The sequence below is a fragment of the Stappia indica genome (assembly GCF_009789575.1).
Classification (GTDB): Bacteria; Pseudomonadota; Alphaproteobacteria; order Rhizobiales; family Stappiaceae; genus Stappia; species Stappia indica_A.
In genome coordinates this window covers 4,502,950-4,529,936 of record NZ_CP046908.1, presented here as the reverse complement: position 1 = coordinate 4,529,936, position 26,987 = coordinate 4,502,950, and the positions used below count along the sequence as shown (strand labels likewise).

Annotated in this window: 17 protein-coding genes; 7 read left to right on the top strand and 10 right to left on the bottom strand. The window is 66.4% G+C overall.

The window, feature by feature from the left end:
- Window position 1 precedes the first annotated feature (1 nt).
- The 4 genes from GH266_RS20805 to GH266_RS20790 are packed head-to-tail and all read left to right on the top strand — an operon-like array spanning window position 2 to window position 11,598.
- Entirely contained in the window at window positions 2-8,281 is an 8,280-nt protein-coding gene (locus GH266_RS20805; protein WP_158195543.1) for a hypothetical protein, read from the top strand.
- On the top strand, window positions 8,278-9,312 hold the full coding sequence (locus GH266_RS20800) for a hypothetical protein (RefSeq protein WP_158195542.1): 1,035 nt from the start codon (window positions 8,278-8,280) through the stop codon (window positions 9,310-9,312). Before GH266_RS20805 ends, GH266_RS20800 begins: the two co-directional genes overlap by 4 nt.
- On the top strand, window positions 9,309-11,210 hold the full coding sequence (locus GH266_RS20795; protein ID WP_158195541.1) for a M48 family metalloprotease: 1,902 nt from the start codon (window positions 9,309-9,311) through the stop codon (window positions 11,208-11,210). The genes GH266_RS20800 and GH266_RS20795 overlap by 4 nt, the downstream gene beginning before the upstream one ends.
- The gene (locus GH266_RS20790; protein ID WP_158195540.1) at window positions 11,203-11,598 is read left to right on the top strand and encodes a hypothetical protein; all 396 of its coding nucleotides are present in this window, start codon (window positions 11,203-11,205) and stop codon (window positions 11,596-11,598) included. The genes GH266_RS20795 and GH266_RS20790 overlap by 8 nt, the downstream gene beginning before the upstream one ends.
- Window positions 11,599-11,842: 244 nt before the next feature.
- On the opposite strand, the gene GH266_RS20785 is transcribed toward GH266_RS20790, so the two are convergent.
- The 3 genes from GH266_RS20785 to GH266_RS20775 all read right to left on the bottom strand — a co-directional run bounded on the left by GH266_RS20785 (window position 11,843) and on the right by GH266_RS20775 (window position 13,557).
- Window positions 11,843-12,745, bottom strand: coding sequence for a mechanosensitive ion channel family protein (locus GH266_RS20785; RefSeq protein WP_244953853.1), 903 nt, complete (start codon window positions 12,743-12,745; stop codon window positions 11,843-11,845).
- A gap of 17 nt (window positions 12,746-12,762) precedes the next feature.
- The gene (locus GH266_RS20780) at window positions 12,763-12,948 is read right to left on the bottom strand and encodes a hypothetical protein (protein ID WP_158195538.1); all 186 of its coding nucleotides are present in this window, start codon (window positions 12,946-12,948) and stop codon (window positions 12,763-12,765) included.
- 279 nt (window positions 12,949-13,227) lie between these two features.
- A complete protein-coding gene (locus GH266_RS20775) occupies window positions 13,228-13,557 on the bottom strand; it encodes a YnfA family protein (protein ID WP_158195537.1) in 330 nt (109 codons plus the stop codon).
- Between the two features lie 180 nt (window positions 13,558-13,737).
- Between GH266_RS20775 and GH266_RS20770 the strand changes: the two genes are divergently transcribed.
- Entirely contained in the window at window positions 13,738-14,235 is a 498-nt protein-coding gene (locus GH266_RS20770; protein ID WP_158195536.1) for a hypothetical protein, read from the top strand.
- Window positions 14,236-14,743: 508 nt separating this feature from the next.
- On the opposite strand, the gene GH266_RS20765 is transcribed toward GH266_RS20770, so the two are convergent.
- From GH266_RS20765 to GH266_RS20735, 7 genes are all read right to left on the bottom strand, one after another.
- A complete protein-coding gene (locus tag GH266_RS20765) occupies window positions 14,744-15,874 on the bottom strand; it encodes a M20/M25/M40 family metallo-hydrolase (RefSeq protein ID WP_158195535.1) in 1,131 nt (376 codons plus the stop codon).
- A gap of 29 nt (window positions 15,875-15,903) precedes the next feature.
- The gene (locus GH266_RS20760; protein ID WP_158195534.1) at window positions 15,904-17,067 is read right to left on the bottom strand and encodes a M20 aminoacylase family protein; all 1,164 of its coding nucleotides are present in this window, start codon (window positions 17,065-17,067) and stop codon (window positions 15,904-15,906) included.
- A gap of 37 nt (window positions 17,068-17,104) precedes the next feature.
- Entirely contained in the window at window positions 17,105-18,766 is a 1,662-nt protein-coding gene (locus GH266_RS20755; protein WP_158195533.1) for an ABC transporter ATP-binding protein, read from the bottom strand.
- Window positions 18,767-18,768: 2 nt separating this feature from the next.
- Window positions 18,769-19,653 carry an ABC transporter permease gene (locus tag GH266_RS20750; RefSeq protein ID WP_158195532.1) on the bottom strand — a complete coding sequence of 295 codons (885 nt, stop codon included), beginning with the start codon at window positions 19,651-19,653 and terminating at the stop codon, window positions 18,769-18,771.
- Window positions 19,654-19,710: 57 nt separating this feature from the next.
- Window positions 19,711-20,652, bottom strand: a complete 942-nt coding sequence (locus GH266_RS20745; RefSeq protein WP_158195531.1) for an ABC transporter permease — start codon at window positions 20,650-20,652, stop codon at window positions 19,711-19,713.
- A 254-nt stretch (window positions 20,653-20,906) separates the two neighbouring features.
- On the bottom strand, window positions 20,907-22,493 hold the full coding sequence (locus tag GH266_RS20740) for an ABC transporter substrate-binding protein (RefSeq protein ID WP_158196334.1): 1,587 nt from the start codon (window positions 22,491-22,493) through the stop codon (window positions 20,907-20,909).
- A 160-nt stretch (window positions 22,494-22,653) separates the two neighbouring features.
- On the bottom strand, window positions 22,654-24,195 hold the full coding sequence (locus GH266_RS20735; RefSeq protein ID WP_158196333.1) for a M81 family metallopeptidase: 1,542 nt from the start codon (window positions 24,193-24,195) through the stop codon (window positions 22,654-22,656).
- 243 nt (window positions 24,196-24,438) lie between these two features.
- On the opposite strand from GH266_RS20735, the gene GH266_RS20730 reads away from it, so the two are divergent.
- Both GH266_RS20730 and GH266_RS20725 read left to right on the top strand, forming a co-directional pair.
- A complete protein-coding gene (locus GH266_RS20730) occupies window positions 24,439-25,248 on the top strand; it encodes an IclR family transcriptional regulator (protein ID WP_158195530.1) in 810 nt (269 codons plus the stop codon).
- 209 nt (window positions 25,249-25,457) lie between these two features.
- On the top strand, window positions 25,458-26,927 hold the full coding sequence (locus tag GH266_RS20725; RefSeq protein ID WP_158195529.1) for a DUF930 domain-containing protein: 1,470 nt from the start codon (window positions 25,458-25,460) through the stop codon (window positions 26,925-26,927).
- Window positions 26,928-26,987 lie beyond the last annotated feature (60 nt).

Here is a 26,987-nt window from a genome sequence, read left to right as displayed (position 1 = left end):
CATGAATTTCAAACTGAGGCGCGACAGGCTGGCGGAACGTACCAACAGCCACAACCGGCAGCAGGAAAGGCGCTGGCGCCTGCCCCAACGCCTCGACCTGTTCCTGCTCACGGTCGTCGCGGGCTGCCTGCTGGCCGCCGGCCTGGCAGGTTGGCTGCTCGCCTACGGGCAAAAGGCCTGGGGTCTATTCGACCCGCCCCCCTTCGAGAACGTGGCCGACGCCAGATTGCTCGACAACATCCGCTCGGACGCGGCAAAGGCCCATGGCGGGCTGGTCGGGGCGAGCTACCTGCCCAGGGAGAATGCCCTCTACGCCTTGCGGTCGGGCGGGCTGCTTCATCGACTTGACCTGTCGACCCGGCTGTGGAGCGATTCCGATGCGATGACGCGCCTGCCCGGCATCACTTCGCCCTTCGTCGACCTCTCCGTTGCGTGTCCCGGGCCTCAGGAAGCCGTCGGCGAGACCTGCGCGGACGCAAGGGCCCTGTTCGCCTATTCAAAGGACGGCGGACTGGCGCTGCGCCAGAATGGCCGCTGGCAGGTCATCCTTGCCGATTCCCGCTTTGTCGGCCTGTCCGGATCGCCTGTCTCGGACGAGGAACTCGCCCTTGCCGCAGTGTCCGGCGACAGCCGCTGGCTGCTCGTGGCAACGCACAAGGAAGGCTTCGGCCTGTTCGACCTGACGACCCGTCAGTGGAAGGCGCTGCCGCTCGCGCTCCAGGCCACCCTGTCGGGCAAGGTCGGCATCGACAGGCCGACCGCGCTGGCAGCCCACGGCAACACGTTCCTGATCGGCACGGAAACCGGACTTGCACGCCTTGAGGTCAACCCGCGAAACGGCGATGTCCAGGCCACAAGGGACACGTCCCTGACCGGAAACGTGCTGGATATCGCCGTCGGCTACGGCGAGGCTCTCGTGCTCCTGGAAGCGGGATGTCCCGGCGGCTCCTGCATTTCCCTCCACAGGATCGCCTCCGGCGGGGGGGCGAGCCCGCTGATCGGCGAAACGGCGATTTTCCCGCAGCTGTCGGCGACCGACGTCTCCCGCGCCCTCGTCTCTTCCGACGGACGCCTCGTCCATGTCCTGGGGCGTGCCGGCGTCTACAGCTATGACCGCCGGATGCGGAACTGGACCCAGCTGGACGCGGCGCCTGCCACGGTCTTTCTCGAAGCACCGGACATCGACGGCATCTATTACGCCTCGCCGGGGCAGGTGACCTATCTGCCGCTTGCGGGCAAACCACGCAGGATCGACATCGAAGGCGAAAGGATCGTGTCCCTGGCGCAATCCAGCACGGACGGCACGATCCTCGCCCAGACCGCCGACAATGCCACCTATGCGATCGGACAGACCAGCCGGCTGCTCACGCCCGGAACGATGGCCCTCGAGCCGCTCGACAAGCTGACGCGTTCCGTCGCCGCCTTCGGGAAGGTGATCGGCATCGGCAGGGAGTACGTGCTGGTGCACGACCCCGAGACGCGCTCCTACCATTCCATTGCCAAGGCCTTGCTGGCGGACACCTCGCTGTTCAGTTCCGATGCCCGCCTGGTCGGCACGGAAGCTTTCCTATGGGCAGTTACGGGCCGAAACGCGAACGTCTATCAACTCGCCGAGCAGCAAAACGGCTACAGCCTTCAGGTGGCAGCCCAGGTTGCGCTGCCGGCCGCCGTGGCGACACTGCATCCAGACGGAGACGACCTGCTGGGCGTGGATGTCGCGGGCGTGCCGTTCCGCCTTGCAAGCGACGGGACGACGGCCGTCTACAGCCCCCTGATCGGCAGCGAACTGACGGGCGGCGACCCGGTGGTGGATGCCGTTCAGAAAGACGAGGAGGTGTTCCTGGCCCGCAGCGACCGGGTCAACATCTACAGCCAGACGGTTCGCGGCGTCACCGGCACGCTCAATCTTCGGATCGCCGAGACGCTGAAGGAAATCACCCTGCTGGGCGATACGCTCTACATGCTCGGCTCGCGCGGCAGCATTGTCCTGCCGGGCGACGAAACCCCGATCACAGGCAGCCGGACCCCGGTACCGACGGGATCAAGCGCCATTACCGACGCCCGCTTGCAGGACGGCACACTTTATCTTGCCGGACCGAAAGAAATAACCGCCTACGACATCGCCAGCCGGCGAGTTTCCGCCATCTATTCGGTACCCGCGACATTGCCCTTGAAGCTTGCCGGCATCCACAACGGAGTGCCGGTAAGCTACGATGGACGAAATGCCTGGTTCGGGGGAACCAGCCTGTCGGTGGGCGGAGCGCAGGTCGTCACCGCGAACACGTCCGGCTCGACTGTCGTCACCACGCAACGCAATGGCCGCACCGTGTTCACCACACGCCAGGCGATGCTGGCCGCCTCCATCTCGCGACCCGAGTGCTTCTTCAGTTCTCCCGGCCCTGCAGATGTCCGCATCCTGGATGCAAAGCCCCTCCCCGACGGCCGCAGCGCCGTCCTGACCGAACGCACGCTGTGGATTCGCGACGAAGCCCATCGGCGATACTTCGGCTACACCTTTGCCGCATCGGATCTGTCTCCGGGTACCCGCCTGGTGTTGCTCGGTTCCTATCTGGTCGCCGCCACCGAAACCCGCGCATTCGCAATCCCGCTTCCGGCGCTGGAGTTCGGCGACAGCTGTGCCAGGGCGGAGCTCAATATCGCCAACTCCACTGTAGAACTGAACGCAGCACAGCTTGCCGTCTCCCCTGCCACCGATGCCATCTGGCTGCTTGGCGCCGACGGATCCCTGACCAAATGGCAGAACGGAAAGCAGTCGCCGGTCCTTTCGCCCCGCACGCCGAAGGGGCCGGACGCTTCAAAACTCCAAAGCGCCGACAAAGCGGGCGAAACGATCCATTTCGGGCAAGGCGACCAGATATGGTCCTACAGCGGGATCAGCCGGACCTGGCAATCAACCCCGGTCGCCACCGGCGACGCGTCTCCAGCGCAGCTGGACATCTGGAACACCGGCAACGCGCTGGTTCTGACCGCTAGCAAGGCCAACGGTACGACCTGGGGCGGCACATTCACCGAAGGGGCGAGCGCGCAGCTGACACAGCTGAGACAGCGCGGGTTCCCTGCCCTGCCGTTTCCCGTTTCGGACCTGCTGGACGTTGCGGCCCTTTCCGACGACAGCTGGGCTTTTCTGGGCCAGGGGGAAGTCGCCTTCGTCAACCAGGCGAACAGACCCGACGCCGCTTCGATACACGCAATCGACCTGGCGGGGCGGCGGCAAGACCGGAGGCTGGAGCGGGCAAGCGGCAGGCTGCTCGTCATCGACGGCAATCCGGATGCACCGGAGACCGTCCATGTCGCCCTGTTCGATCCGGGAGCCCTTTCAAAACCCGCCGGATCATCGCCCCCACCGCGCTTCTCGACCTTCTCACCGGAGGCTGGGGAACGTTTTGCCGTTACCGAGACCGGAAAGGTCGTCAGAATCCTGGCCGACGGGCGGGCGCTGGAATGTCCCGCGACACCGGGCCCGATCTCCAAAGACAACTGTCAAACAGTGACGCCGCCGGCGGTTCTCCTGAACGGCAGCGACATCGCGCAGGCCTATCAATCCGGCCAACGCCACTTGATGCGGATGGCCAATGGCGAGCTGTATCTGCTTGAACGGCAGACGCGCCAGCTGCAAAGGGTGGCGCAGAATTTCGGCGTCATCGAAGCCGCCCTTGAAAACGACCGCTCGCTGGTTCTTCTCGATGCGGCGCGGCAACTGACACGGCTGGTGCCGGACACCGGCAGCATCGCCCCGATTGCAAAGGATGTCCGCATCCTCCGACGGCTCGGAGCGCTCGAAACGGTCCAGACCGGCGGCTCTGCATTCGGGTTGCGAAACGGGGAGCCGCTGAGCCGCGAAGAGACGTTCGAGGCGCTCACCGGCAAAAAGCCCCAGGGTACGCTGAAGACTTTCGATCTTGCCGGAGCCGAAATCGCCGCGGCCGTCGAAACAGGGGACGGGTACGAACTGGCCCGGCTCAGCGCCGGGCGCCTGACCTTCGATCCTCTCCTGCGCTTCACGGGCGGGCCCGCCCTCACCCGCGATCTCAGACAGGTTCTCCCGCTGGACGGCGACGAGTGGCTGATCCGCGAAGCAGACCGCATTCTACGCATCGCACGCCACAGCTGCTGGTCCGAAAACCCCTTGCAAGGGGAAGCACCCCAGGCTGGCGACCCGGACACGGTGCTCGAGCTACCTGTCGCCCCGGCCGAAACGGAGCAAGACCCGCAGACGCCGACGCAGGCTGCGGCAGAGGCCCGGCCCATACCGCAGGTGTCCATCGTTCCGCCGGCCAAACCGTCCAGGGTCGACTGTGTTGCGGTCAGGCAGGTCTACAGGCTTCCAGCCTCGCTGGGGGCGTCTCCCATCCTCGAGGCCGGGCCGTCGCCGGACAGGCTGGTTATCGACGGCCGGGAGTTGACGGCCGAGGCCTGCAAGGACACCCCGTTCACCTATGACGACGGCGACCGGCTTGTCTCCGGCCGCCCTGCGGTGCCCCTTTGCGAGCTGGCCGATCCGGGCGAGCCTGCCACGCCCATGCTCGACACCCGGCTGCTTGAGGATGTGCGCGAGGCCCTGGTCGAGCGGATCGATGCCGCGACCCGCCAGCTCGACCCGACAAGCTTCTTCAAGAACAGGCGGCCCATTTCGCTTCTCATCGGCGACATTTCGCTCAAGTCCTGGCGCGGCTCCACCCTACGCGAGCCGCTGCCGGCGATGAGTGCCGGGTGGATCGCCTGGCAGCGCGAGACCAGGACCTTTGCGTTTGCCGACGCGGCAGGCAGGACGTTTCCAGTGCCGCCCGGCGAAGCCATGCCCAATGGCCGGTTTGCCTTCGCGCAACCCGGCATTGCCGTGATGAGCGGCCCGAAGGACTACATCGTCGTCAATGGCCATGGTGTCTGGGGATACTCGCTGGACGCTCCCGATCGGCTGAGCTGGACCCGCGCCAGCCTGCCCACTGACGCGACAGCCGTCGGACGCGGGCGTGTTTTCTTCGCCAATGGCGATTCCATCGGCGCGGGAGAAAGCAGCACAAGCCGGACACCGGACAGCCATTCGTTCGAGCTGGGCAAGCTGCGCGTGACGGCGAACCTGCAAGCGCCCACCGGCGTGACGGCGACCTGGTCAAATGGGGTCGACACCTATGACGGCTTCGTGGACCAGGGCTTCATCTTCGACATTCGGCTGGACGTCGCGCTGGACGGGAGCGATGTCTGGCTGATGACGCCCGCCGGCCTGATCCACGGCAGGGACCTCTCCCGCGTGGCGCCGCTGGCACATGCGGCCTCCCGCCAACAGCTGATCGGGCGCGGAGACACGTTCTTCTACGGGCTCTCCGCCGACGGAGCCTGGGCCCGCTTCGCGGCCACCTCGTGGAGCCCCGTTGCCAATCCCGACCTCAACCGACTTGCCGCGACGGACCGGCATCTGGAATGGCGTTTCGTCGACGGCGCCCTGCAGGTCACCCGACCCGATGCCGGACAGGCGGCCGCGATGCGGGACGGGCTCCGGTTCGACGCCGACGTTCTGGAGCACGCCGCCCTGGCACCTGGAAAGCTCGTCTATGTGCAGTCCGATGGCACCCGCGAGGTTTCCAGTTTCAACCAGCTGGGCGATATTCCCCGCCCGGTAGCCGCGGCCCCGTCGCAAATCGCCCACCTGGACGCAAGGCCGATGGCGGACGGGACGACGGAGATCGTCACCATCGGCCCCGACGGGCGCATCGGCTCCGTCTGGACGGGCAATGGATACAGGCCGGTCGCAGCCCCCGAAAACCCGGACATTCAAAGGCTGGCGGCGTCCGGCGACTGGCTGCGCGTGCGGTTCGAGCGCAATCGTCCGGTGGCCGAGCTGCACCTGTTGGCAAGGACGGGCGAGCGCATCTGGTCGGCCATCGACTGGCCCGCGGGCGCGGCCATGCCGTTCGACAGTTTCACCGCCCTGCACGCGGCCAACGGACGGCTCTATGCAGGTACGCCTGTGGGGTTGCAGATCCTCGACCTCCAGGGTTCCACCATCCGCACGCAGCAGTTCATCGATACGCGCAGCGGATCGGGTGCCTCATACGACCCGGTCCAGCGTATCGGAGAGAGCATCAACGGCGGCGGTCGCGTCTTCGTCTCCGGCGCACGCTCCTGCCTGGAGATCCTGCAAGACACCCCGTCGGATTGCTCCGAAGCGGATCCGCTGCAGTGGGAAGCACTGGGCGGCAACACCTTCTGGCACTGGGTCCGCTTCAACGGACAGGTGAGCTATTTCTACCTGGACTCGGCAAAAAATCCGATCGGGCGCCTGCTTCAAGCGCCGCGGGCTGGCCGGTTTCCGCATGACAACCTGGACGACCTTGCAAGCTGCAGGGGCGCGATCTCCCAATCGTGGAACGGGGTCGTCACAGCCCTGTCCGCACGCGGAGGCCTGCGCTCGGCCGTCAGCGAAGCGGTCGATCCGGACACCAGGCTGGCGTTGTACTGTCACCGGCACACCACACCGGCCAGCGATACGGAGCCTCAGGGTTTGCCGGCGGGCTTCTATGTCCTTGGAAAGACGACCTGGACCTGGGCAGGCGGCACTGCAACGCCCCAGGCGGGGCTGGATGAGGCCGCAAGAAGCCGGGCGAGCGGCATGATTGCCCATGAGAACGACCGGCTTCGGGTCGTGAACGTCACGGGCCGTCGGGGCGTCTCCTTCCAGTATCGCCGGGGCAGCACCTGGGAACCGCTTCAGACCGCAGAAGGACGGCTCGCAATCGACCGCCGCGACGGACTGGTTTTCGCGGAAGGGACCGTGTGGGCCTACACTCCGGCAGGCTTCGTGTCGATCCGGGACCAGACGGGACATTTCGATCCCGACGCCCTGCAGATTTCCCGGGCGGTCGGTGCCAAAGCGCCGAAATGCCAACTGGACGCGGCCGAGACCGCGGATGGCAGGTCATCGTTCATTCCCCGGCCTGCCGAAGGACCGCGGACGTTCCTGCGTTGTATGGACGGTCGAATCCTTGCCGGAAGGCTGGATGCGAACAGCACCTCCCGCATGTTCGACCCGATCGACGCCGCCAGCGACCCGTTCATCGGCAGGGAGATCTTCGATGACGGGGTGATCGCGATCACCCGCAGCGGACGCAAGGCCGGGCAACCAGGCAACCTGGGTTTCACCTGGCGCAAGGAAGACAATCCACTGGCCGGTGGCCGCTTCGCACTCGACCGGATGCGCAACATGGCCCGGATCGATCCGAGAACGCTCGATATCGTGACCGACCTGGGCTGGGTTCGTCAGAACCACGACGATTGGCGCGCCTCGGGCGCCAGACGTCCCGACAATCATGCCGGCCTGGCGCGCGAGGCCGTGTCCATTGCCCTCGACTCCGATATCGACAGCCGACCGGCCTCCGATCCGTCGACAACGGAGAGCTTGTGCGTGCTGCGCAAAGACGGCACGTCGGGGCGGTGGTATCCGGACGGGCGCTTTGAAGCAGGCGCCAGCTGCGGCAAACTTCTCGGCCACGACGGCAGCTACGCCTATCGCCTCGTCGGCAATGCCACACGGATGACCGGGCACAGCCGGAACGCCGCGACCTTGACGCGCAAACTCGTGGACGGCCGTTTCAGCGACCACGCGTTGGCAGGCCATGCGGTGCTCAGCCACGCCGACGGCGCTCCTGCGGTGGCAATCGCGACGGACGGCCAGATCGCCTATTTCGACGCCTCGAACGGCCGTCAGCTTCCAGGCTGGGCGTGGAACGGAGCCGCCTCGGCCCTGACCCTTGCGCCGGATGGCGATGTTGCGGTGCTGTCGGATACCGGGATGCGAAGCCTGGAGGGAACGGCCCGGACCTCCTGCGAGAGCCTGGCCGCGGACCTCTCGGCCTTGCCGGAAGGACGGTACTCGCTTCGCGGCATCACCTTCGACAGACAGACCGCCTATATCCAGATGACCATCGACAACAAGCCGCTGGAGGCACGGACTGACTGCAGGCAAGCCCGCGGTCTTTCCCTGTCCGACAGCGCGGCTCTTGCCGACCGCACCCGCTACCAGGCGAACGCGGAGCGCTGGGGCCGCCCGGATCCCTCGCTTGTCCTGGGCTATAACGTCTCGGAAGGCGGGGTCTCGCTGCTCGCGGCGATGGACCCCAAACGCGTGCAACTCTCCGAAAACCTCGGCTTCCCTCTCCTGTTGCGGCGCATCGACGATCGATTTGTGCTCGTCACGCAGGACGATGTCTTCGAGGCAGACCTCGACACCTTGACGCAACACGTCCAGGAGGAGGCACGACAGTGAGCGTCAGCATCCCGCCTGCCAATCCCGTCACGTTCCGCGGCCTGGAATACAGGCTCGAAGACGACCTCACCGTCTCTTCCCCCCGCCCTTCGGGCAACAAGAACGGCTGGTTTGCCCGGATGGACCGGGTTTCGGTCCATGGCGAGGTCATGACCTGGCTGGCCGATCACGCCGTCTGGCTCGACCGGCCGGAAGAGATCGCCAGCGCTGCCATCGCCAGATATCGCACGGAACCGCTGCTGCGCAGCAAGCTGAACCTGGAGAGCCCCGCTCTCGACTGGGAACCTCCGTGGCTGCATATCGGCGACATGCCGCGTGTGCCGGAACGCGCTGCGAAGGTTCTGGGCAGGCGCGGCATGCCCGCCACCACGCGGCGGACCGCGCGCAAGCAAATGTCGGACTACCAGCGATCTCATGCCCGCTGGATGATCGCCGAAGCCGACCGCTGCGCCGAGCTTCGCGAACGCCTGCTGGAAGGCTGGCTCATCGACAAGAAGTTCGACGAAGCAAGACGCAGCCTGCAGGCGATATTCGACCGAGGCGCGCCCGAAGATACGCTCAGGGTTCAGGCAATCCTCACCGAGGCGATCCGCAACCTGTCGGGGCTACTTGCCATCGAACGCCTGGACTTCTCCGGGGCGGACGGGCTGACGGTGGATATAGCCTGCAAGACCCCGGAGGCGATCAGTCCGAAACGCCATGTCCCGCAAGACACCCCCTTCCGCCTGGTCGTTCTGGAAAGCGAGAGCGTGAGGACCGACAGGCTTGTCCTTCTCGGTCATGTGATCGCCCTGACGATCGCCGACCTGGCCGGCCTGCTGCGCACCGCCCGCCGGACGATCACCCTTCGTCTTTGGCAAGGCCGAACCGGCGCAGACGATCCGGTGGTGTTTTCCACCCGGTTCGACGCCGGCCACGTCCTTGCGGCGACCGACAGGATTACCGAGGCCGTTGCCCAGCGAAAGCGGCCGGAAGTTTCCGGCTGGGACGTGGAAATCTCCAATGACGATGCAACGGAGAGCCAGACATGACATTGGCTTCGGACATTCGCCGCAAAGCTCTCAAGGGGTCTGCGCTGTGGTGCACGGTCGCCTTTTTCGCGGTGCTTGCCGCCAGCACTCTCCTGGCGATCGTCAGCACGCTCTACGCCATCAGCTGGCTGGCCACCCTGTCCGTCTTCGGATGGGAAAGTCACAATGTCGCGTCAACCCGGCCCGACGACTATGCCCGCTGGATCGCCGAGGCCGCCCGGCGCTGGTCGGCCGTGCGCGGAGATGCCCTGCCCCCGCTGTCGCAATGGATCAGCCTTGCGGCAGTCGCCGTGCTGTTGTTCGCCATCGGGTATTCAGGCTTTTCCAGGCGCAGCGGATATTCGTTGACCGCCAATGACGAACTGCAAAATACCCCTGAAAGAGTGCGGCGCATTCTCGAAGAGTTCGGCTATTTCAAAGACATTCTTGCCGACGACGATGGGAAAGACATCATGGCGGCACGCCGCAAGATCGTCTTTCCTTCGGGCATGGTCAAAAATCTGACCAACGACAAACCGCCTTCGGTGGCAGAAGAGGCCACCCTGCGGTTTTTCATGGCGCATGAATATGCCCATACCCTGACCCTCGACAATGCCGCTCATTCCCTCTTCAGGCTTGTGTTCTGGGTAACGACGGCGCTGACATCCGCGCTTTTGCTCATCTTCATCGTACCGAGCGTCATGATTTCCGCCCCATATTTCGGGAACGCTCTCGTCTTTTTATTCTTATGCGCAACAGTTATCGTGGCAATTCTCTATTGCCTGGCTGCATCGATGCGGAATGTCATCTTCAGCTATCTGAAAACCCGAGAATACTTTGCAGACGCGGCGGGATTTGATCGACTTCCGGCCGAGATCGATCCCTATCGTTTCAAGAGAGACGGGCCGACAAGCGCCTGGGACAGGAGCACATCGAAGCTCGAACGCGACCTTCACCGCCAAGGCATAAGCTTGAATGCCCGCAACATGTTGCCGGCACTGCTTGTGCTCTTCGTGTCTCTGCGCTCCCTGTACATTCTGATTTCCCCCGCGCATGGGGAATGGCCGGTCCTGGCTTTCGACGGAGTGTTTCTTGCCGCGTTCATCCTGCTGGCGTGGAACCTGCCGCCGACCCTGCCGAACCCCGCAGGTCGCCCCCTTATGCCTTGGCTTGCTGCGCTTCTTGCCATCCTGGCGCTGTTTCTTTCCGTGCCAGGCTTGTTGGGACTGCTCGTCTATTTCTACGAGGCCCCGGTTGTCGCGGAAACTACCGGCATCCTGCTGGCCTGGCCCACCCTCTTCGCCGCTGCGGTCTGTGGAGGCGTTTGCCTGCGGCTTGGCTGGGTGCGGCTTTTCAGGGACGGCGAAAAGGGACGTCGAAAGAACCGCATCTTCAGCCGCGCACGGTTTCGCCCCGTGCTGCTGGCCCTGATGGCCGTACCAGGACGCTTTTTCAGCGCATTGTCGTTGATCCTCCTTCTGGGGCTCGGCACCATGCAACTCAACAGCGCCCTCAACGGCGTCATTCAGCTCGGCCTGTCCACAGACGCGCGGCTCCTGGGAGGCAATCTGATCGTCGCGGCGCTTCTCCTTGCCCTCGCCTGCCTTGTCTATCGGAACCTGCTGTTTTTCCGCCCTTGGCTTCTCCTGGCAGAGGTCGTTCTCACCACCTTTCCCATGGGCGCCATGGTGATTGCGATGGTGATGGTGGTCGGGGCGCCGAGCCGGTCTGCGGTCCGGGCGGAAGATGGCATCCCCGACATCGCGCCGCTTTTGACCAACCCGCCTCCGGAACTGTTGGCAACCGCCTTCGGCGCGGCTATGGTATTCGTGCTTGTCTACATCATCGCAAAAACTCTGGAATATTTCTCTCGCAAGTTCGATAGAGCCAGACGAGTTCAAGGTGATTTTTATGGATGATAAAGAAACCATCGTTTCCATCGCCAAGTCCCTTGCCAAGCATGACGGGCCGGGAACCGCCCGGATGATGGATGCCTTTCTTCAAAAGAACCAAGACCTTGACCCTGCAGAGAGCGGGTATGCGCCCGCGGATGGCGTATCGCCCGACACGGTGCTCGCGCTGATGGAAATTGCCCGCGAATGCTGGAATTTCGTCTGTGTGTACGCGGGGCCGACCATCGAGTACACAGTCGGCAGCCTGACCATTTACAAGACTGTCTGGCCCATGATTTCAGGCAAGAGCACTTTGACTGAAGACGAAGCCAAAGAACTTGTCCTGGAAGGGCTGAAGAAAGCCGAAGAACTGAAGCGATCAAAAAAAGATCTGGAAACCCAGTCTCCAACCTGACGCCGCGCCGACAGCCGGACTGCGACGTTCTCGCAATGCCGGATGGCCGATTGCAACGAATGAAGTGTTTCGCCGGCCATCGCCTTCTCTTGGAGAGAATTGATACTGCAGAATTATTTGGCACAGCGCCTTTAGAATAGAAGAAGTTGCGCAGGCTGAAGACGTTGCTTGCGATCACAATCCCGGCTGTGTTGATCTGGCGGCCGGGCATCATCGCGCGGCCTTTCGACACTTGAAGCGCATCTCATGACGCAGCCGCGGCGCGCGCCTCCGTCTCCGGCTGGGCGGCCAGCACCCTCAGCCCGCCGACCGGCAGGGGAAGCCCGCTTTCGCGCAGGGCAGTGTCGATCTGCGTGAACACCGCATCCCGGCAATCCACGTCGTCGGCGAAGCTCGGCACCCAGAAGCGCACATGGTAGCGGATGCCGTCCACGTCATAGGAGGCGACCCGCACGTCGGGCGCCGGCATCGCGACGATGATCCCGGCACGCGCCGCCGCCTCGGCCAGCAGAACCTTGGCATCGAGAACCGGAATGCCGTGGTCGAGAACGACCTGAACGCGGGTCCGATAGGTCCGGTTGGGCGCGCTGTAATTGACCAGCTTCTGGCGCGCGATCTGGCTGTTGGGCAGGATCACATAGGTGTCGTCCCGCGTCGACAGCCGCGTGGTGCGCCAGCCGATCTCGATCACGCGGCCGTTGGTCTGGTCGTCGATGGCCACCCAGTCGCCGATCCGGTACGGCGCCTCGATCCCGACCGCGATGCCGGAAAAGACGTCCGCCAGCGTGTTGCGCAAGGCAAAGCCGAGGACCGCGATGACGAGGCCGGAGCCGGCCAGCGCGCCGCTCAGGCTCTGGCCGACCACCAGCATCACCGTGGCGATGCCGGCGGTCAGAAACAGTGCCGCCGAGACGAGCTCCGGCAGCAGCTTCGGCACCCGGCGACGGCGGGACCCGGTGCGCTCCAGCGCCAACCCGACAAGGCGCCCGCCGAGCCAGGCCGCCGAGAAATAGGCCGCGCCTCCGCTCAGCACAAAGACGGGCCTTCCCGGAACGCCCAGCCCCAGCATCTCGAAAAGCGGCTGGTGCAGAAGATGAGCTGCGACGAAGACAGCCGTGCCCAGGGCCGGCCATACGACCCGGAGCACGGCACGCAAGGCCCGGCTCATTTGCGGTGGGCCACCGTCTCAGGCCCGCCGGCGCGCAGCCGTTCGGAGCGCAGCATCAGGCGCGACTGCAGGGCCCTGTCGGAAGGGAGGAGCGGCAGCTGGCAATGCAGGCAGCGGGCTGCGGCACGCGGCGATTCCTGCCGGCAGTGGAAACAGATGATGGGCTGAATTCTTCTGGACATCTTGCTCTCCGGGCGCGGCTTGACGCCGCGCGGACGTGGGAAACCTTGGAGGAAACCCGGGGCAAGATCGTCTTGAAGCCTCGTTCAATACGGTTCTGCCCCGGGAAACACATGTGCTCCCCGGACGAACCCGAACAAAGATTTCAGAACTGCTTCAGACATGAGCCTGATCTAGGCGGTAAAACCTAAAAAATCAAGGACATCGCACCTGCGACAAAAGTGTTCGAGGGCGCGGAAGACCTTTTCTCGGAAAGTAAAACCAGACATGCGGGCGGCGGCTCACGCCAGCCCGCGCGGGCCGGCGAGGATGACGACGGCACCGGCAAGGCAGAGGGCAGCGCCGATCAGGTCCCACCGGTCCGGGCGCAGGCCCTCGAACAGCCAGAGCCAACCGAGCGAGGCGACGATGTAGACGCCGCCATAGGCGGCAAAGGTGCGCCCGGCCGCCGCGCTGTCGACCAGGGCGAGCAGCACCGCGAAGAGGACGAGGGACAGGATGCCCGGCACCAGCCACAGGGGCGAGCGATCCAGCCGCAGCCAGGCCCAGAAGGCATAGCAACCGGCGATCTCTGCCAGCGCCGCCGCAATGTAGAGGACGGTCGTGTGCATGAGGCTTTTCCTTGTCGCTTCGCTCCCGTTTAGTGCATCCCATCGCCGTTCGATCAAGCATGGCAGCAGCCTGCCCCCACTTCTGTCTCCCGGCAGAGCTGGAAACATGGACGGACAACGTGCCGATGTGCTGAGATCCGAACTCAGGTGGAACAAGGACACACGATGCAAAGATCGGGAATGGCACTCGCCGCGCTGGCGCTCACGATAGGTGCGGCCGGCGCGCAGACAGGCAGCACCACAAGCGCGGAATGGAAGATCGATGGCGGGCCGAACCAGACCGAGACCGTGATCACGTCAGGAGTGCTATGGAGCAAGCCCGAAAGCGGCGAGGGCACAGCGTTCCTCATGGCCTGTATCATGGACAGGCTAAGCTTGTGGTTCGCCCACCGCGACAGGAAATTCAACGCAGATGCCGCCGAGGTAACGTACAGAATCGACGGGGGGCCGCCTCACTCCGTGTCCATGTCCGCTCATGAAAACAAGCGTGGCTTCAGCCTCCCGGACGCCGACACGGCCAAGCCCTTCCTGGATCAGATTGTCGGGGGCCGGACGCTTGACGTGGTCCTGCGCGACAAGGACACCGTCCTCATCGAGGCATCGTTCAACATCTCGCGCATGAGAGAGGCTTACGACATCGTCGTCCAACCCTGCGGCAAGCAGGGCGTTCAGCCCTGACACGATCGTAAGCGTAGGGCTCGGCCGACGCACTATTGCCGCCGCTCTTGGGAAGCGCCGACTGACTCCCGCAACAGATATCTGGATGCCGGATCACGCGATGACGCTGCCGCGTCCCGCGGTCGGGCATGACGGGTGTGAGGATAACTCCTGCGCTCCAGCCCTCACCTCGCGTCTTCCCGGACGAGGGGCGGAGATCCGGGACCGGGGAAGCACGGTGGCTGTGGGTTTGGTCCGGAGCACGCCTCATAGGCCCTCGGCTCTCCGGTCCCGGGTCGCGCTACGCTTGCCCGGGATTGACCTCGGTGGGGAAGCAAGTCTGTGCGCCCCTCCCCTCGCCCGCTCAGGCCGCGCGCGAGGAGAAGAGAAGCCTGGAGACAAAACCGGCGCAGGGGCGGTGGCCGCTGCGCCGGTGGGTCGTGGTGGGGTGCTGAAGCTTGAGAGAGGGGTCGAGCCCCTTCAGACACGGAAGCGTGTCGGCACCTCCAGCTTCAGGACGGCCGCGCGGTTACTTCAGCTTGAGGAACAGGCCGGCGATGAGCCGGGCGCGTTCCACGAGGCTGTCGACCTCGATATGCTCGTTGAGCGTATGCAGACCGGCGCCGCGCACGCCGATGGAATCGAGCGTCGGGATGCCGAGCGCCCCGGTGAAGTTGCCGTCCGAGCCGCCGCCGGCGCTGCAATGGGTGAGGTCGAAGCCGAGCTCGCCGGCAATGCCGCGCGCGGTCTCATAGACGGCGAGCGTGCCCTCGTCCGGCTCCCAGACCGGCCGGGTGACGCCGCGCGTCACCTCGATCACCACGTCGTTCTCCTCGCCGTTCAGCGCCAGCATGCGCTTCACGCCCTCGTCGAGGTCGTGCTGGCGCTTGGCCATGGACAGGACCTGCGCCTCGCAGGAGGAGGAGACGCAGTTGACCCACTGGCCGGCATGGATGACGCCGACGGAGAAGGTGCAGTCTTCCGTCGTCATGGCCTCGATCTCGAGGATCTTGCGGGCCATGGCGGCAATCGCCGAGCGGCCGTCCTTCAGCGCCCAGCCGGCATGGCTCGGCCGGCCATAGGTCCTGACGTTGAAGCGGGCGATGGCGAAACGCCCGGTGACGGCGGAGCCGTCGTGATGGGCGGGCTCGGGCACCAGAACGTACTTGTTCTTGCGCGCTTCCATCTCGATCAGCTCGCGGGTCGAGGGGGTGCCGACCTCCTCGTCCGGCGTGAACAGGACGGTGATCGGCAGCGGCGTGTCGATGCCGGCCAGCGCCAGCTGGCGCAGCACCTCGACGGTGACGAAGTTGCCGCCCTTCATGTCCTGGATGCCGGGGCCGTAGCAGCGCCCGTCCTCGACGCGCCAGGGGTTCTTTTCCAGCGTGCCGACGGGATGGACGGTGTCGAGATGGCCGGAGACCAGGATGCCGGGCTTGCCGAAGTCCTTGTGCGGCATGCGCGCGCGCACCGAGCCGCCGAAGCCCATGCGGCCGGGAATGCGCTCGATCTCGGCGCCGGCGGCGGCAAGATCGTAGGCGGCAAGGTCCATCATCCGGTCGACGGCCGCGGCATCATAGGTCGGGCTTTCGCACTCGATCCAGGGCTTGAGGCCGGCAAGCATCGTGTCCGTGTCGAACGGAAGGTCGAGATAGCTCATGGGAAGGTTCCTGAAACGGTTGCGGGACGTCAGAGCGGCATGCGCTTTTCGACGATGCGGGCCATGATGCTGGCGCCGACGGGCAGCATGTCGTCGTCGAGCAGGAAGCCGGGATTGTGGACCGGCACGTCGCCCTTGTGGCCGAGGGTGCAATAGGCGCCCGGGACCACCTTGAGCATGTCGGCGAAGTCCTCGCTGCCGGTCATCAGGTCCTCCGTCACCGTCGCCTTGGCCGCGCCGACGATCTCGCCGGCCGCCTCGCGATAGGCCTCGGCCAGGTCGGCATCGTTCATCAGGACGTCGAAGGTCGGGCGCAGGTCGGCGACGATCTCGACCTCGTAGGCCTCGGCGAAGCCCGCGCAGATCTTTTCCGCACGGTGATGGATGACGTCGCGCACATGGTCGGAGAAGTAGCGGATGGTGCCCGAGATCACCGCCTTGTCCGGCACCACGTTGTAGGCCGAGCCGGAATGGATCTGGGTAACCGAGAACACCGCCGGCTCGGTCGCCTCGACATTGCGGCTGACGATGGACTGCAGGTTCTGCACCAGGGCGCTGGCGATGACGATGGGATCGCGCGAATGGTGCGGCATGGCGCCGTGGCTGCCGACGCCGTTGATGGTGATGTCGAAGAAGGTGGCCCCCGCCATCGCCGGTCCCGGCTTGATGCCGAACTCTTCCGGCGGAGCGAGCGGGTTGTTGTGCATCCCGTAGATCTCGTCGCAGGGGAAGCGCTCGAACAACCCGTCGGCGATCATGGCGCGGGCGCCGCCCAGCCCCTCCTCCGCCGGCTGGAAGATCAGCACGGCCGTGCCGGAGAAGTTGCGGGTGGAGGCGAGATAGCGCGCCGCGCCCAGCAGCATGGCGGTGTGGCTGTCATGGCCGCAGCCATGGAAGGCGCCGGGGTTCTTGGACGAATACGGCAGGTTGGTCAGCTCGTCCATCGGCAGGGCGTCCATGTCGGCGCGCAGGCCGACCCGGCGTCCGCCCTCGCCGTTGCCCTTGATGATGCCGACGACACCGGTCTTGCCGATGCCGGTATGGACCTCGTCGACGCCCCACTTGCGCAGGAGCTCGGCGACGATGCCGGAGGTGCGGACCTCCTGGAACCCGATTTCCGGGTGCTCGTGGAAATCGCGGCGGATGGTGGTGAGTTCGTCGGCGTAACCGGCGATCTGCGGCAATACGGGCATTTCGAAATCCTCCAGGTGTCGTTGTTGGCGCGTGGGATCAGGCCGTCCGCAGCTCGCGGAAGTTGGCGAAGTCCCAGGCGCGGCCGGGGGCGGCCTCGATGAGGGCGCGGGTATAGGGATGCTTGGGGTCGGCAAGGACCCGTTCGGCGGCGTCATGCTCGACCACGCGGCCGTGCTGCATGACCACCACCTCGTCGCAGATCTGCGCGGCGACGCGCAGGTCGTGGGTGATGAAGAGGATGGCGATGCCGAGCTTCGCCTGGAGCTCGTCGAGAAGCTCCAGCACCTGCGCCTGCACCGACACATCGAGGGCGGAGACCGCCTCGTCGGCGACCAGCACGTCCGGCTCCATGGCGATGGCGCGGGCAATGGCGATGCGCTGGCGCTGGCCGCCCGAGAACTGGTGCGGATAGCGGTCGACGGCATCGTCCGGCAGGCCGACCAGTTTCATCAGCTCGCGGGCTCTCGCCATCGCCGCGGCCCGGTCGGTGCCAAGGTTCAGCGGCCCCTCGATGAGGCTGCGGCCGACGGTCCAGCGCGGGTTGAGCGAGCGGAACGGATCCTGGAAGACGATCTGGATGTGCCGCCGGAGCGGACGCAGCTCGCGCCGCGACAGCTTGGCGATCTCCTTCTCGGCAACACGGATGGAGCCGTCGGTCGGGTCGATCAGCCGCATGACGCAGCGCGCCACGGTCGACTTGCCCGAGCCGCTCTCGCCGACGATGCCGAGCGTGCGGCCCTTCGGGATCGCGAAGGAGACGTCGCTCGCGGCAAGGGTTTCCTTCGTCTTGCGGAAGACGCCGTGCGAGCCGTAGATCTTCTGCAGCCCGTCGACGGAGATCACCGGAGCGCCTTGCAGAACGGGCCGGGCGGCGCGCGGCGTCAGGCTGGGCACCGACTTCAGCAGGCGGCGGGTGTAGTCTTCCTTCGGCCGGCGCAGCAGCTCCTCCACCGGCGCGTGCTCGACCAGCTTGCCGAGCTGCATGACGTGGACCGTGTCGGCGATCTCCGCCACCACGCCCATGTCGTGGGTGATGAACAGCACCGCCGTGCCGTGCTTTTCCTGCAGCTCGGCGATGAGGCTGAGGATCTGCTGCTGGGTGGTGACGTCGAGCGCGGTGGTCGGCTCGTCGGCGATCAGGAGCTTCGGCTCCAGAATCAGCGCCATGGCGATCATGATGCGCTGGCGCTGGCCGCCCGACAGCTGGTGCGGATAGGAGCGGTAGATGCGCTCCACGTCCGGCAGGTGCACCTGGTTCATGATGTCGAGGACGCGGGCCTTCTTCTCCCGCGCCGGCAGCCTTGCGTGGGTGTCCAGCACCTCCTCGATCTGGGCGCCGACGCGCATGACCGGGTTGAGCGCGGTCATCGGCTCCTGGAAGATCATCGAGATCTTGCTGGCGCGCATCTCGCGCATCGCCTGGGGCGAGAATTCCAGCAGGTTGCGGCCCTCCAGCTCGATGCGGCCGCCGGCCACCTCGAGCGCGCCCTTGGGCAACAGCCCCATGACGGCGAGCGAGGTCACCGACTTGCCGGAGCCGCTCTCGCCGACGAGGCAGACGGTCTCGCCCTCGCGGATCTGCAGCGAGATGCCGTCGAGGATGGGCTGGGCGGACGCATTGCCGGCGAGGCGCACCGTCAGGTCGGTAACGGTGAGGACGTTCGGGGCCTCGTCGAATGTGCGGGTCTTGAACAGCATGGTCAGGCCTCCCGCTTCTTCAGGCGCGGATCGAGCACGTCGCGGGCCGTGTCGCCGAGCAGGTTGATGGACAGGATGCACAGCGACAGCATCAGGCCCGGCCAGAAGATCAGCGAGGGCTTGAGCTGGAAGTAGACGCGGCCCTCGGCCATGATGTTGCCCCAGGTCGGGATCTCGGTGGAAACACCGGCGCCGAGGAACGAGAGGATCGCCTCGGTGAGAATGGCGGAGGCGCAGATATAGGTGCCCTGCACAGTCAGCGGCGCCAGGGTGTTGGGCATCAGGTGCTGCCACAGGATCTTGGGCATGGAGGAGCCGAGGGCGATGGCCGCCTCGACATAGGGCTCCTCGCGCGCCGACAGCACGACGGAGCGCACCAGCCGCACCACGCGCGGGATCTCGGGGATGGTGATCGCCGCCATCACCGACCAGATGCTCGGCCCGTTGAGCGCGACCAGCGCGATGGCCAGCAGGATCGAGGGGATCGCCATCAGGCTGTCCATCACGCGCATGATGATGGCATCGGCGGTGCGGAAGAAGCCGGAGACGAGGCCGATCATCAGGCCGATCAGCACGCTGACGACTGCCGCGCCGATGCCGATCAGCAGCGAGATGCGCCCGCCGGTGACGACGCGCGAGAGCACGTCGCGGCCATAGGCATCGGTGCCCAGCGGATACATCTCGCTCGGCCCCTTGAGGCGCTGGACGGCGTCCATGGTCATGGGGTCGTGCGGCACGACGAGGGGCGCCAGCAGCGCCGAGGCGACGATCACCACCAGCACGAGCGCGGCGATGACGGGTCCGGCGCCGAGGCGCCAGCCGGCCGGCAGGGCGATGGCCCCGAACAGCCACTGCATGCGGGAGGCGGGTTGCGGGTCAGCCTGCATCGCGCGTCCTCCTATCGGTCTTGGGATGGGACGCAAGGTCCGGGAACGGGCGGGCCATCAGTAGCGGATCCTCGGGTCGAACAGGGTGTAGGACAGGTCGATCAGCAGGTTGATGAAGACATAGAGACCGCTGGTCAGCAGGATCATCGCCTGGATGACGGGATAATCGCGGGCCAGGATCGCATCGACCGTGAGCCGGCCGATGCCGGGGATGTTGAAGACGCTCTCGGTCACCACGACGCCGCCGATCAGCAGTGCGAAGCCGGTGCCGATGATGGTCATGATCGGCACCGCCGCATTGCGCAGCGCATGGCGGAACAGGACGATGCGCTCGGTGACGCCCTTGGCGCGGGCGGTGCGGATATAGTCCTCGCCGAGCACTTCCAGCATGGAGGCGCGGGTCATGCGGGCGATCAGCGCCACATAGATCGTCGCCAGCGTCAGGCACGGCAGGATCGCCCTTGCGAGGAAGCGGCCGAAGTCGTCGGAGGGGGCCGCGTAGCCCTGCACCGGCAGCCAGCGCAGCTCGATGGAGAAGACCTGGATGAAGATGTAGCCGATGACGAAGACGGGGATCGAGAAGCCGAGCACCGAAAAGCTCATCACCGCGTAGTCGGCCCAGGTGCGGTGCCGCCAGGCGGCGAGCACGCCCATCGGCACGGCAATCGCCACCGACAGCAGGATGGTCATGATGGCGATGTTGATCGTCGGCCAGATGCGCTGGCCGATCATCGTCGTAACCGGGGTGTTGGAGATCAGCGAGGTGCCGAGGTCGCCCTGCAGCAGCAGTCCGACCCAGGTGACGAACTGCACGTGAAGGGGCTCGGACAGGCCGAGCGAGGTGCGGATGCGCTCCAGCTGGGCGGGCGTTGCCATGTCGCCGGCGATGATCGCCGCCGGATCGCCCGGCGTCAGCCGCAACAGCAGGAAGACGAAGACGGCGACGATGATCATCACCGGGATGACGGCGAGGATGCGCCGCAGGATATAGCCTAGCATCGCGGGTTGCTGCTCCTGGACCTGGTTTGCGCGGAACGGTTCGTTCCGCCGGACGTCGAGGTGCGAGGGCCTGCCGCTTCACGCCGGCCCGCCTTACGCCAAAATGGGCGCGCCCACGGGACCGGGGCGCGGGCCGGCAGTGCCGGTCCGCATCGGCGATCGCAGCCTGCGTCTGTTTCAAAAGACGCGCTTCACGAGACCTTGCGAGCCGTCCGCCCGGCCCCAAGGGCCGGGCGGGCGATCTCAGGACCCGATCAGTCCGCCTTCTTGACGTTCCAGAAGACCGGAACCGGCGAGGGCAGCATGTCGGTCAGCTTGTTGCTGCGCGCCTGGGGCGAGGCATACTGGCCGAGCGGGATGTAGAGGACGTTGTCCAGAGTGTGCTTCTGGATCTTGACCGCCACTTCCTTCTGCTTCTCCGGCGTGTCGGCGGCGATGAACTCGGCCTTGAGGGCCTCCATCGTCTCGTCGGTCGGCCAGCCGAACCAGGCGTTGTCGCCGCGGCCGTTCAGCATCGGGCTGATCAGCGGCGAGTTGATCTCCGGCACCAGCCAGTTGGTGAAGAAGATGTTCCAGCCGCCCTCGGAAGGCTTCGACTGGCTGGCGCGGCGCGTCACCAGCGTCTGCCAGTCCATCGGCTGCATGTCGACGTTGAAGCCGGCATTGCGCATCGCCTGGGCCGCGACCACCGGCTGGGCGGTGAGGCTGACGACATCCGTCGGCTGCATCAGAACGATCGGGGTGCCGTCGTAGCCGGCTTCCTCGAGCAGCTTCTTGGCGCCCTCGACATCGCCGCCGGAGATCAGCGTCTCGGCGCCGGACTCGTCGGCCAGCGGAGTGCCGCAACCGAAGATCGCGCCGCAGACCGTGTAATAGTCCGAATTGCCGATCAGCGTGCCGAGCACATCGGCCTGGCTGAGCGCCATCTGGGCGGCCTGGCGGATCTTCTTGTTGTCGAAGGGCGGGTGCTTGAAGTTCATCCGGCCGATGGTCTGGTAGCCGAGATCGTCGCGGGTCTCGACCGTCACGTCCTCGCTGGAGGCAAGGATCGGCAGAAGGTCGATCTGCACCTGCTCGATATAGTCGATCTCGCCCGACATGATCGCGTTGATGGCGGTCTGGGCATCCGGCATGGTCACCCACTTGACCTCATCGACATTGACCACCTTGCCGCCGGCCATCCAGCTCGCCGGTTCGTCGCGCGGGACATAGTCCTCGAACTTGCGATAGGTGACGGAGACGCCCGGCTGGTACTCCTCCTCGACGAAGACGAAGGGACCGGAGCCGACATATTCGGTGATCGCCGCATCGGCCGGGCCGCTTGCGACGCGCTCGGGCATGATGAAGGGCGGCAGCGCCGACTGCTTGCCGACCGTGTCGAGCAGCGCCGGGAACGGGCTCTTCAGCGTCCAGACGAAGGTCTTGTCGTCCTTGGCTTCCAGGCTCGCGGTGATGTCGAAGATCAGCTGGCCGCCGGAATCGCGCTTGCCCCAGCGGGTCAGCGAGGCGATGGCATCCGCCGAGGTGACCGGGGCGCCGTCATGGAACTTCAGCCCGTCGCGCAGGGTGAAGGTGTAGACGAGGCCGTCGTCGGAGACCGTCCAGTCGGCCATCTGCGGACGCGGGGTGAAGTTCTCGTCCACCGCGACCAGGACGTCGTAGATCATGTAGGCGTGGTTGCGGCTGATATGCGCCGTGGTGATGATCGGATCGAGCACGCGCAGGCCCGAATGCATCACCGCGGTGATGGTCTTGCCGGCGGCATCTGCCGGGGTGACGAGACCGGTTCCGGCCAGCAGCGCACCGGCGAGCAGGCCGGCGACGGTGTGGCGCGCCTTCATCGCCCAGCCCTTGCGGGGCCCGGACAGGCGGGTGGTGACAGTGTCATGCAACATGATGCTTCCCTTTTTCTGGTCAGGTGATTTTCTTTTTATTGTTGGAGCGGAAACTCCCCCCGCTCCGCAACGCAAACCCCTTAAAGACCTCTTCGCCGGTAGCGGATCAGCCCTCCGTGACTTGCGGCATCTTCGCCGCGGGACGGGCCGGGTCGTGAACCGGTCCACCGGGCGACAGGCGCATGCCGGGACGCAGTTTCGTCCACGCAAGATCCGCCGGATCGAGGGGCATCGGCCCCGGGGCGGTGCAGACGAGAACCGTCTCGGCAATCGGGTCGAAATCGGCGCGGAAATGCACCGAGCTCTTGTTGACGAGGATATCCATGCGCGTCGGCTCGACACCAACATAGCGGTACATCGCCAGATCGGCCATCTGCGCCTTGTGGCTGGCGACCACCACCTGCACCCCGTCGATGGCAAGGCAGGCGGACGGACCGACATTCATGCGCGTGCCGCCGTAATAGGGGCCGGTCGCGTGCAGCGAGCCGTCCGACAGCGCCTTGACGCGGAACGTCGCCTCCAGCGGGCTGTCGCCGGGAACGTTCGACTGGCCGCCGAGCGCGATGGCGATCTCCGCCCCCTCCCCGGCCGCGTGCGCGGCGCGGGCGGCAGCGGGATCGACGATCAGGCCGATGGCCGCGTTCTCAGCGCCGTTGCGCAGCAAGGCCTTCAGCATGCCCATGGTGTTGGAGTCGCCGCCGGCGCCGGGATTATCCTGCGTGTCCGCGATGACGACCGGGCGGGTGGCGTCCTTGGCGATGCGCATGGCCTCGCGCACGCCCTCGTCCGGACCGAAGGCCCGGCCGGCAAAGGCGGCCTCGCTCTCCATGATGCGCGCGACCAGGCGGTCGGCGGCCCGGTCGGCCGCCTCCTGCGTCTCGCCATAGGCCAGCACGGTCTGGCCGCAATCGGCGATGTCGGCGGCGGGAAAGCCCATCCAGTAGGAGAGGCTAGCGACGTCGCCGCCCTCCATCTCCTCCAGCTCGCGGTAGAGGCTGCGGGCCGGCTCGATGAAGGTGCACTGCCAGGGGATCGGAATGAGGAAGGGCAGCCGGCGGAAGGCGTGGGCGAAGGGCTTGCCGCGCTGCATCAGGCGGTCGAGGCCTTCCGCCGCGCGGCGGCCGGTCTCGGCCATGTCGACATGCGGATAGGTGCGGAAGGCGACCAGCAGGTCGGCCGCATCGACCATCTGCTGCGTCGTGTTGCCGTGCAGGTCGAGGCTGACGGCGATGGGGACATTCGGGCCGACGACGCGGCGCACGCGGGCGATCAGCTCGCCCTCGCCGTCGTCGAGATGCTCGGCGACCATCGCGCCGTGCAGGTCGAGGCAGACGCCGTCGAGCGGGCCGGCGGCCGCGATGCCCTCTACGATCTCGCCGGCGATGCGCTCATAGGCCTCGCGCGTCACATGGGCGGAGGGGATAGCCCCCGTCCACAGCACCGGCACTATGTCCCAGCCCGCAGTGCGGCCATGATCGATACTGCCGGAAATGCCGAGATTGACGCCGACGGAGCGCTCCAGCACCTCCACGCCGCGCGACAGCGGCAGGTAGCCGCCGCCCTGCTCGAACTCGGCCATGGTGGCGAGCGAAGGCGCGAAGGTGTTGGTCTCGTGCAGGAAGCCGGCAAGGGCGACGCGGCGGGTCATCGGGCGGCTCATCGGGCCGCTCCGGGGCAGACGAGGCTGGAGGGTGTCGCGGCGTGGGCGACGGGCACGAGATGCCCGGGCGACGCGCGAAGGAGTTTCAGACCTCGATCGAGCCTGCGAACCATCGGAACTCCAGTTCGTATTGAAATATAATACGATCGTATTATTTTGTTACGATACGAATGGTGAAGTTGACGAGTCAATGCTGTTTTCTAAGCAGACCGTTTCTGGAGGGAGCCCGACATGACCAGCTGGTCGCCGCGTGCCAGACCCAAGGCCGGAACGCCCGAGGAACAGGGCCGCGATCCGCTGTTCGTGCGCTCCATCGCCCGCGCCGCCGATGTGATGGCTGCCTTTCACAAGAGCGATGCGCCGCTGACGCTGGCCGAGATCGCCGCGGCGGCCGGCATGGGCAAGAGCACGGCGCAGCGCTTCGTCCACACCTTGCGGCAGCTGGGTTACATCGAGCGGGACCCGACCGACCGGGGCTTCGTGCCGGGGCTGCGGCTGCTCGACCATTCGCTCGACTACCTGCGGCTCAACCCCTTGGTGGAGCGGGCGACGCCGATCCTGCTGGAGCTGCGGCGCAACGTGCGCGAGCGCGTCGACCTCAGCCTGTTCGACGACCTGCGTGTGGTCTATGCCGCGCGCAACCAGAGCAAGCGGGAGACGTTCTTCGCCACTTTGGTGGGCCACTCGGTGCCCACATACTGTGCAAGCGGCGGACGGGCGATCATGGCCCTGCTGAGCGATGCGGAGGTCGACGACATCCTCGCCCGGTCGCAGTTCATCCAGATCACCGTCAAGACGATCACCGATCCGGCGCAGATCCGCGAGAAGGTGCGCGAGGCGCGCGAGGCGGGCTATGCGCTGGCGCTGGAGGAAGTGGTGCCGGGCGAGATCGCCATCGGCGCCGCCATCACCGGGCCGGACGGGCGACCCGTGGCCGCGATCCATGTGGCCGGCTCCCTGTCGGAATGGCAGCCTGAGGACTTTGCCCAACGCTTTGCGCCGCTGGCGCAATCGGCCGCGCGGGCGATCAGCCGGGCCTGAGGCGGGGGGGCTTCTCCCCATGGAAGCTTCAAGGCCGCCTCGCCCGCGAAAGACGGAGGGCGCGCGCAGGTGCCGCCTCCCTTTTTCCCTGAAGCTGGGTTAGGCGTAGCCTTGGGCGCACGATACGCAGGGCCCGACCACACCAGACGGAGCGACGGGGCCAGACCCTGAGACAGCCAAGCGACAAGCAGGAGCCGGGTTTCACGTCCTTGCCCCCCGCCAACGAGCGGGCCGGCGAGCGGGCGGGCGAAGCCGTGGCCGCGCCGCAGGACCTGCCGCAGGTCGCGCCCGATCTCGTTGCCGAAAGCGCTGCCGGCGAGACGGCGGACGTAGCGGCGCGGGGGACCGGCTTGCGGCGGCGAATCGGTGCGGGCCTTGTCCTGTCGGTGCTGCTGCACGGGGCGGCGGCCTGGCTGGTGTTCTTCGGACCCGGCGCGGTGCGTGCCCTGCCGCCAACCGTCGACGAGCCGATCAAGGTGGTGCTGATCGAGCCGCCGGCAGCCGAGGAACAGGCGGAAGAGCAGGCCGAGCCGCCTCCCCCGCCGCCGGAAGAGGAGGAAACGCCGGAAGAGCAGGCGCAGGCCGTGCCGCCACCGCCCCCGCCGCCGCCTGCCCCCGAGCCGGAGCCGGAACCGAAGCAGGAAGAGACCCCGGAAACGCCGGAGGCGCCCACTGAGACGGCGGCGGTGCCGCGCGTGCTGATGCCGGTGACCGAGTTCGCCGAGGAGGACAGCGGCAGCGAGGACCGGGCCGGCGAGATTGCCCTGCGCGAGAGCCTGGACGAGCCGACCGAGGCCGCCCCGCAAGAGACGGCGGAAACCTCGCCCGAGGCGGAAGCGCAGGACCAGCCGGCTGGCGAAGGCGAAAGCGGACCGCAAGGCCCCGGCGAAGCTGAGAGCGAGGCTGAGAGCGAGGGAACCGCGGAGAGCGGCGAGACGGGCGCTGCCGAGGAGCTTGCGGCCGAGACGCCGGGCGCCCTGGAAGAGGGCACGCCGCAGGAGGGGGAAGCTGCGCCCGAAAGCGAGCCGGAGGCCGAGACGGAGATGGCGGCGCTGACCGACCCGAGCGAGGCGGAGAGCGAAGGGGTCGGCGACCTCGACGTGCTGGCCGCGCCGACGCAAGGGGCCGGCCTGCCGGCGGGCGGGACGGCCGTGCCGCGGGCCAAGCCGGCGGAGATCCCGCTGTTCGCCGGGTCCCGCGCCGACCCGCAATCGGAGGCCGAGGCGGTGGCGCGGGCGATTGCCGCAACGACGCCGGGCTCCGGCGGGCTGAGCTTTGCCCGGCCGAGCGGTGGAGGCGGCGAAGGCGAGCTTGCCGGCGGCACCACGGCGACCCGCCTGTTCTCGCGCGACATTTCCGACGATCCGCGCATGCGCACGGCGATGAACGGCATGCCGCAGGCCGCGCGCGTCGACCTCCTGTGCATGACCGAGCTGCGGGCGCAGCTGCGCACGGCAACGCCGCCCTACCAGCCGGACCTATTGCCCTCGTTCCGACTGGAAAGCGGCACGGTGCTGCAGCCGCGCCGGGCGGCCTTCCGCGCCGGCGGACAGTGGTACGACCTTGCCTTCCGCTGCGAGCTGAACACGCAGGTGACGCGGGTGGAAAGCTTCACCTTCCGCGTCGGCGCGCCGGTCCCGCGCTCGGAATGGTCGGCCCGCGGCTTCCCCGGCAACTGAGCCTCAAGCCCCTGAAAAGAGGTTGTTGTTTCTCGAGGCTCCCGCCAGACTGGCGATAAG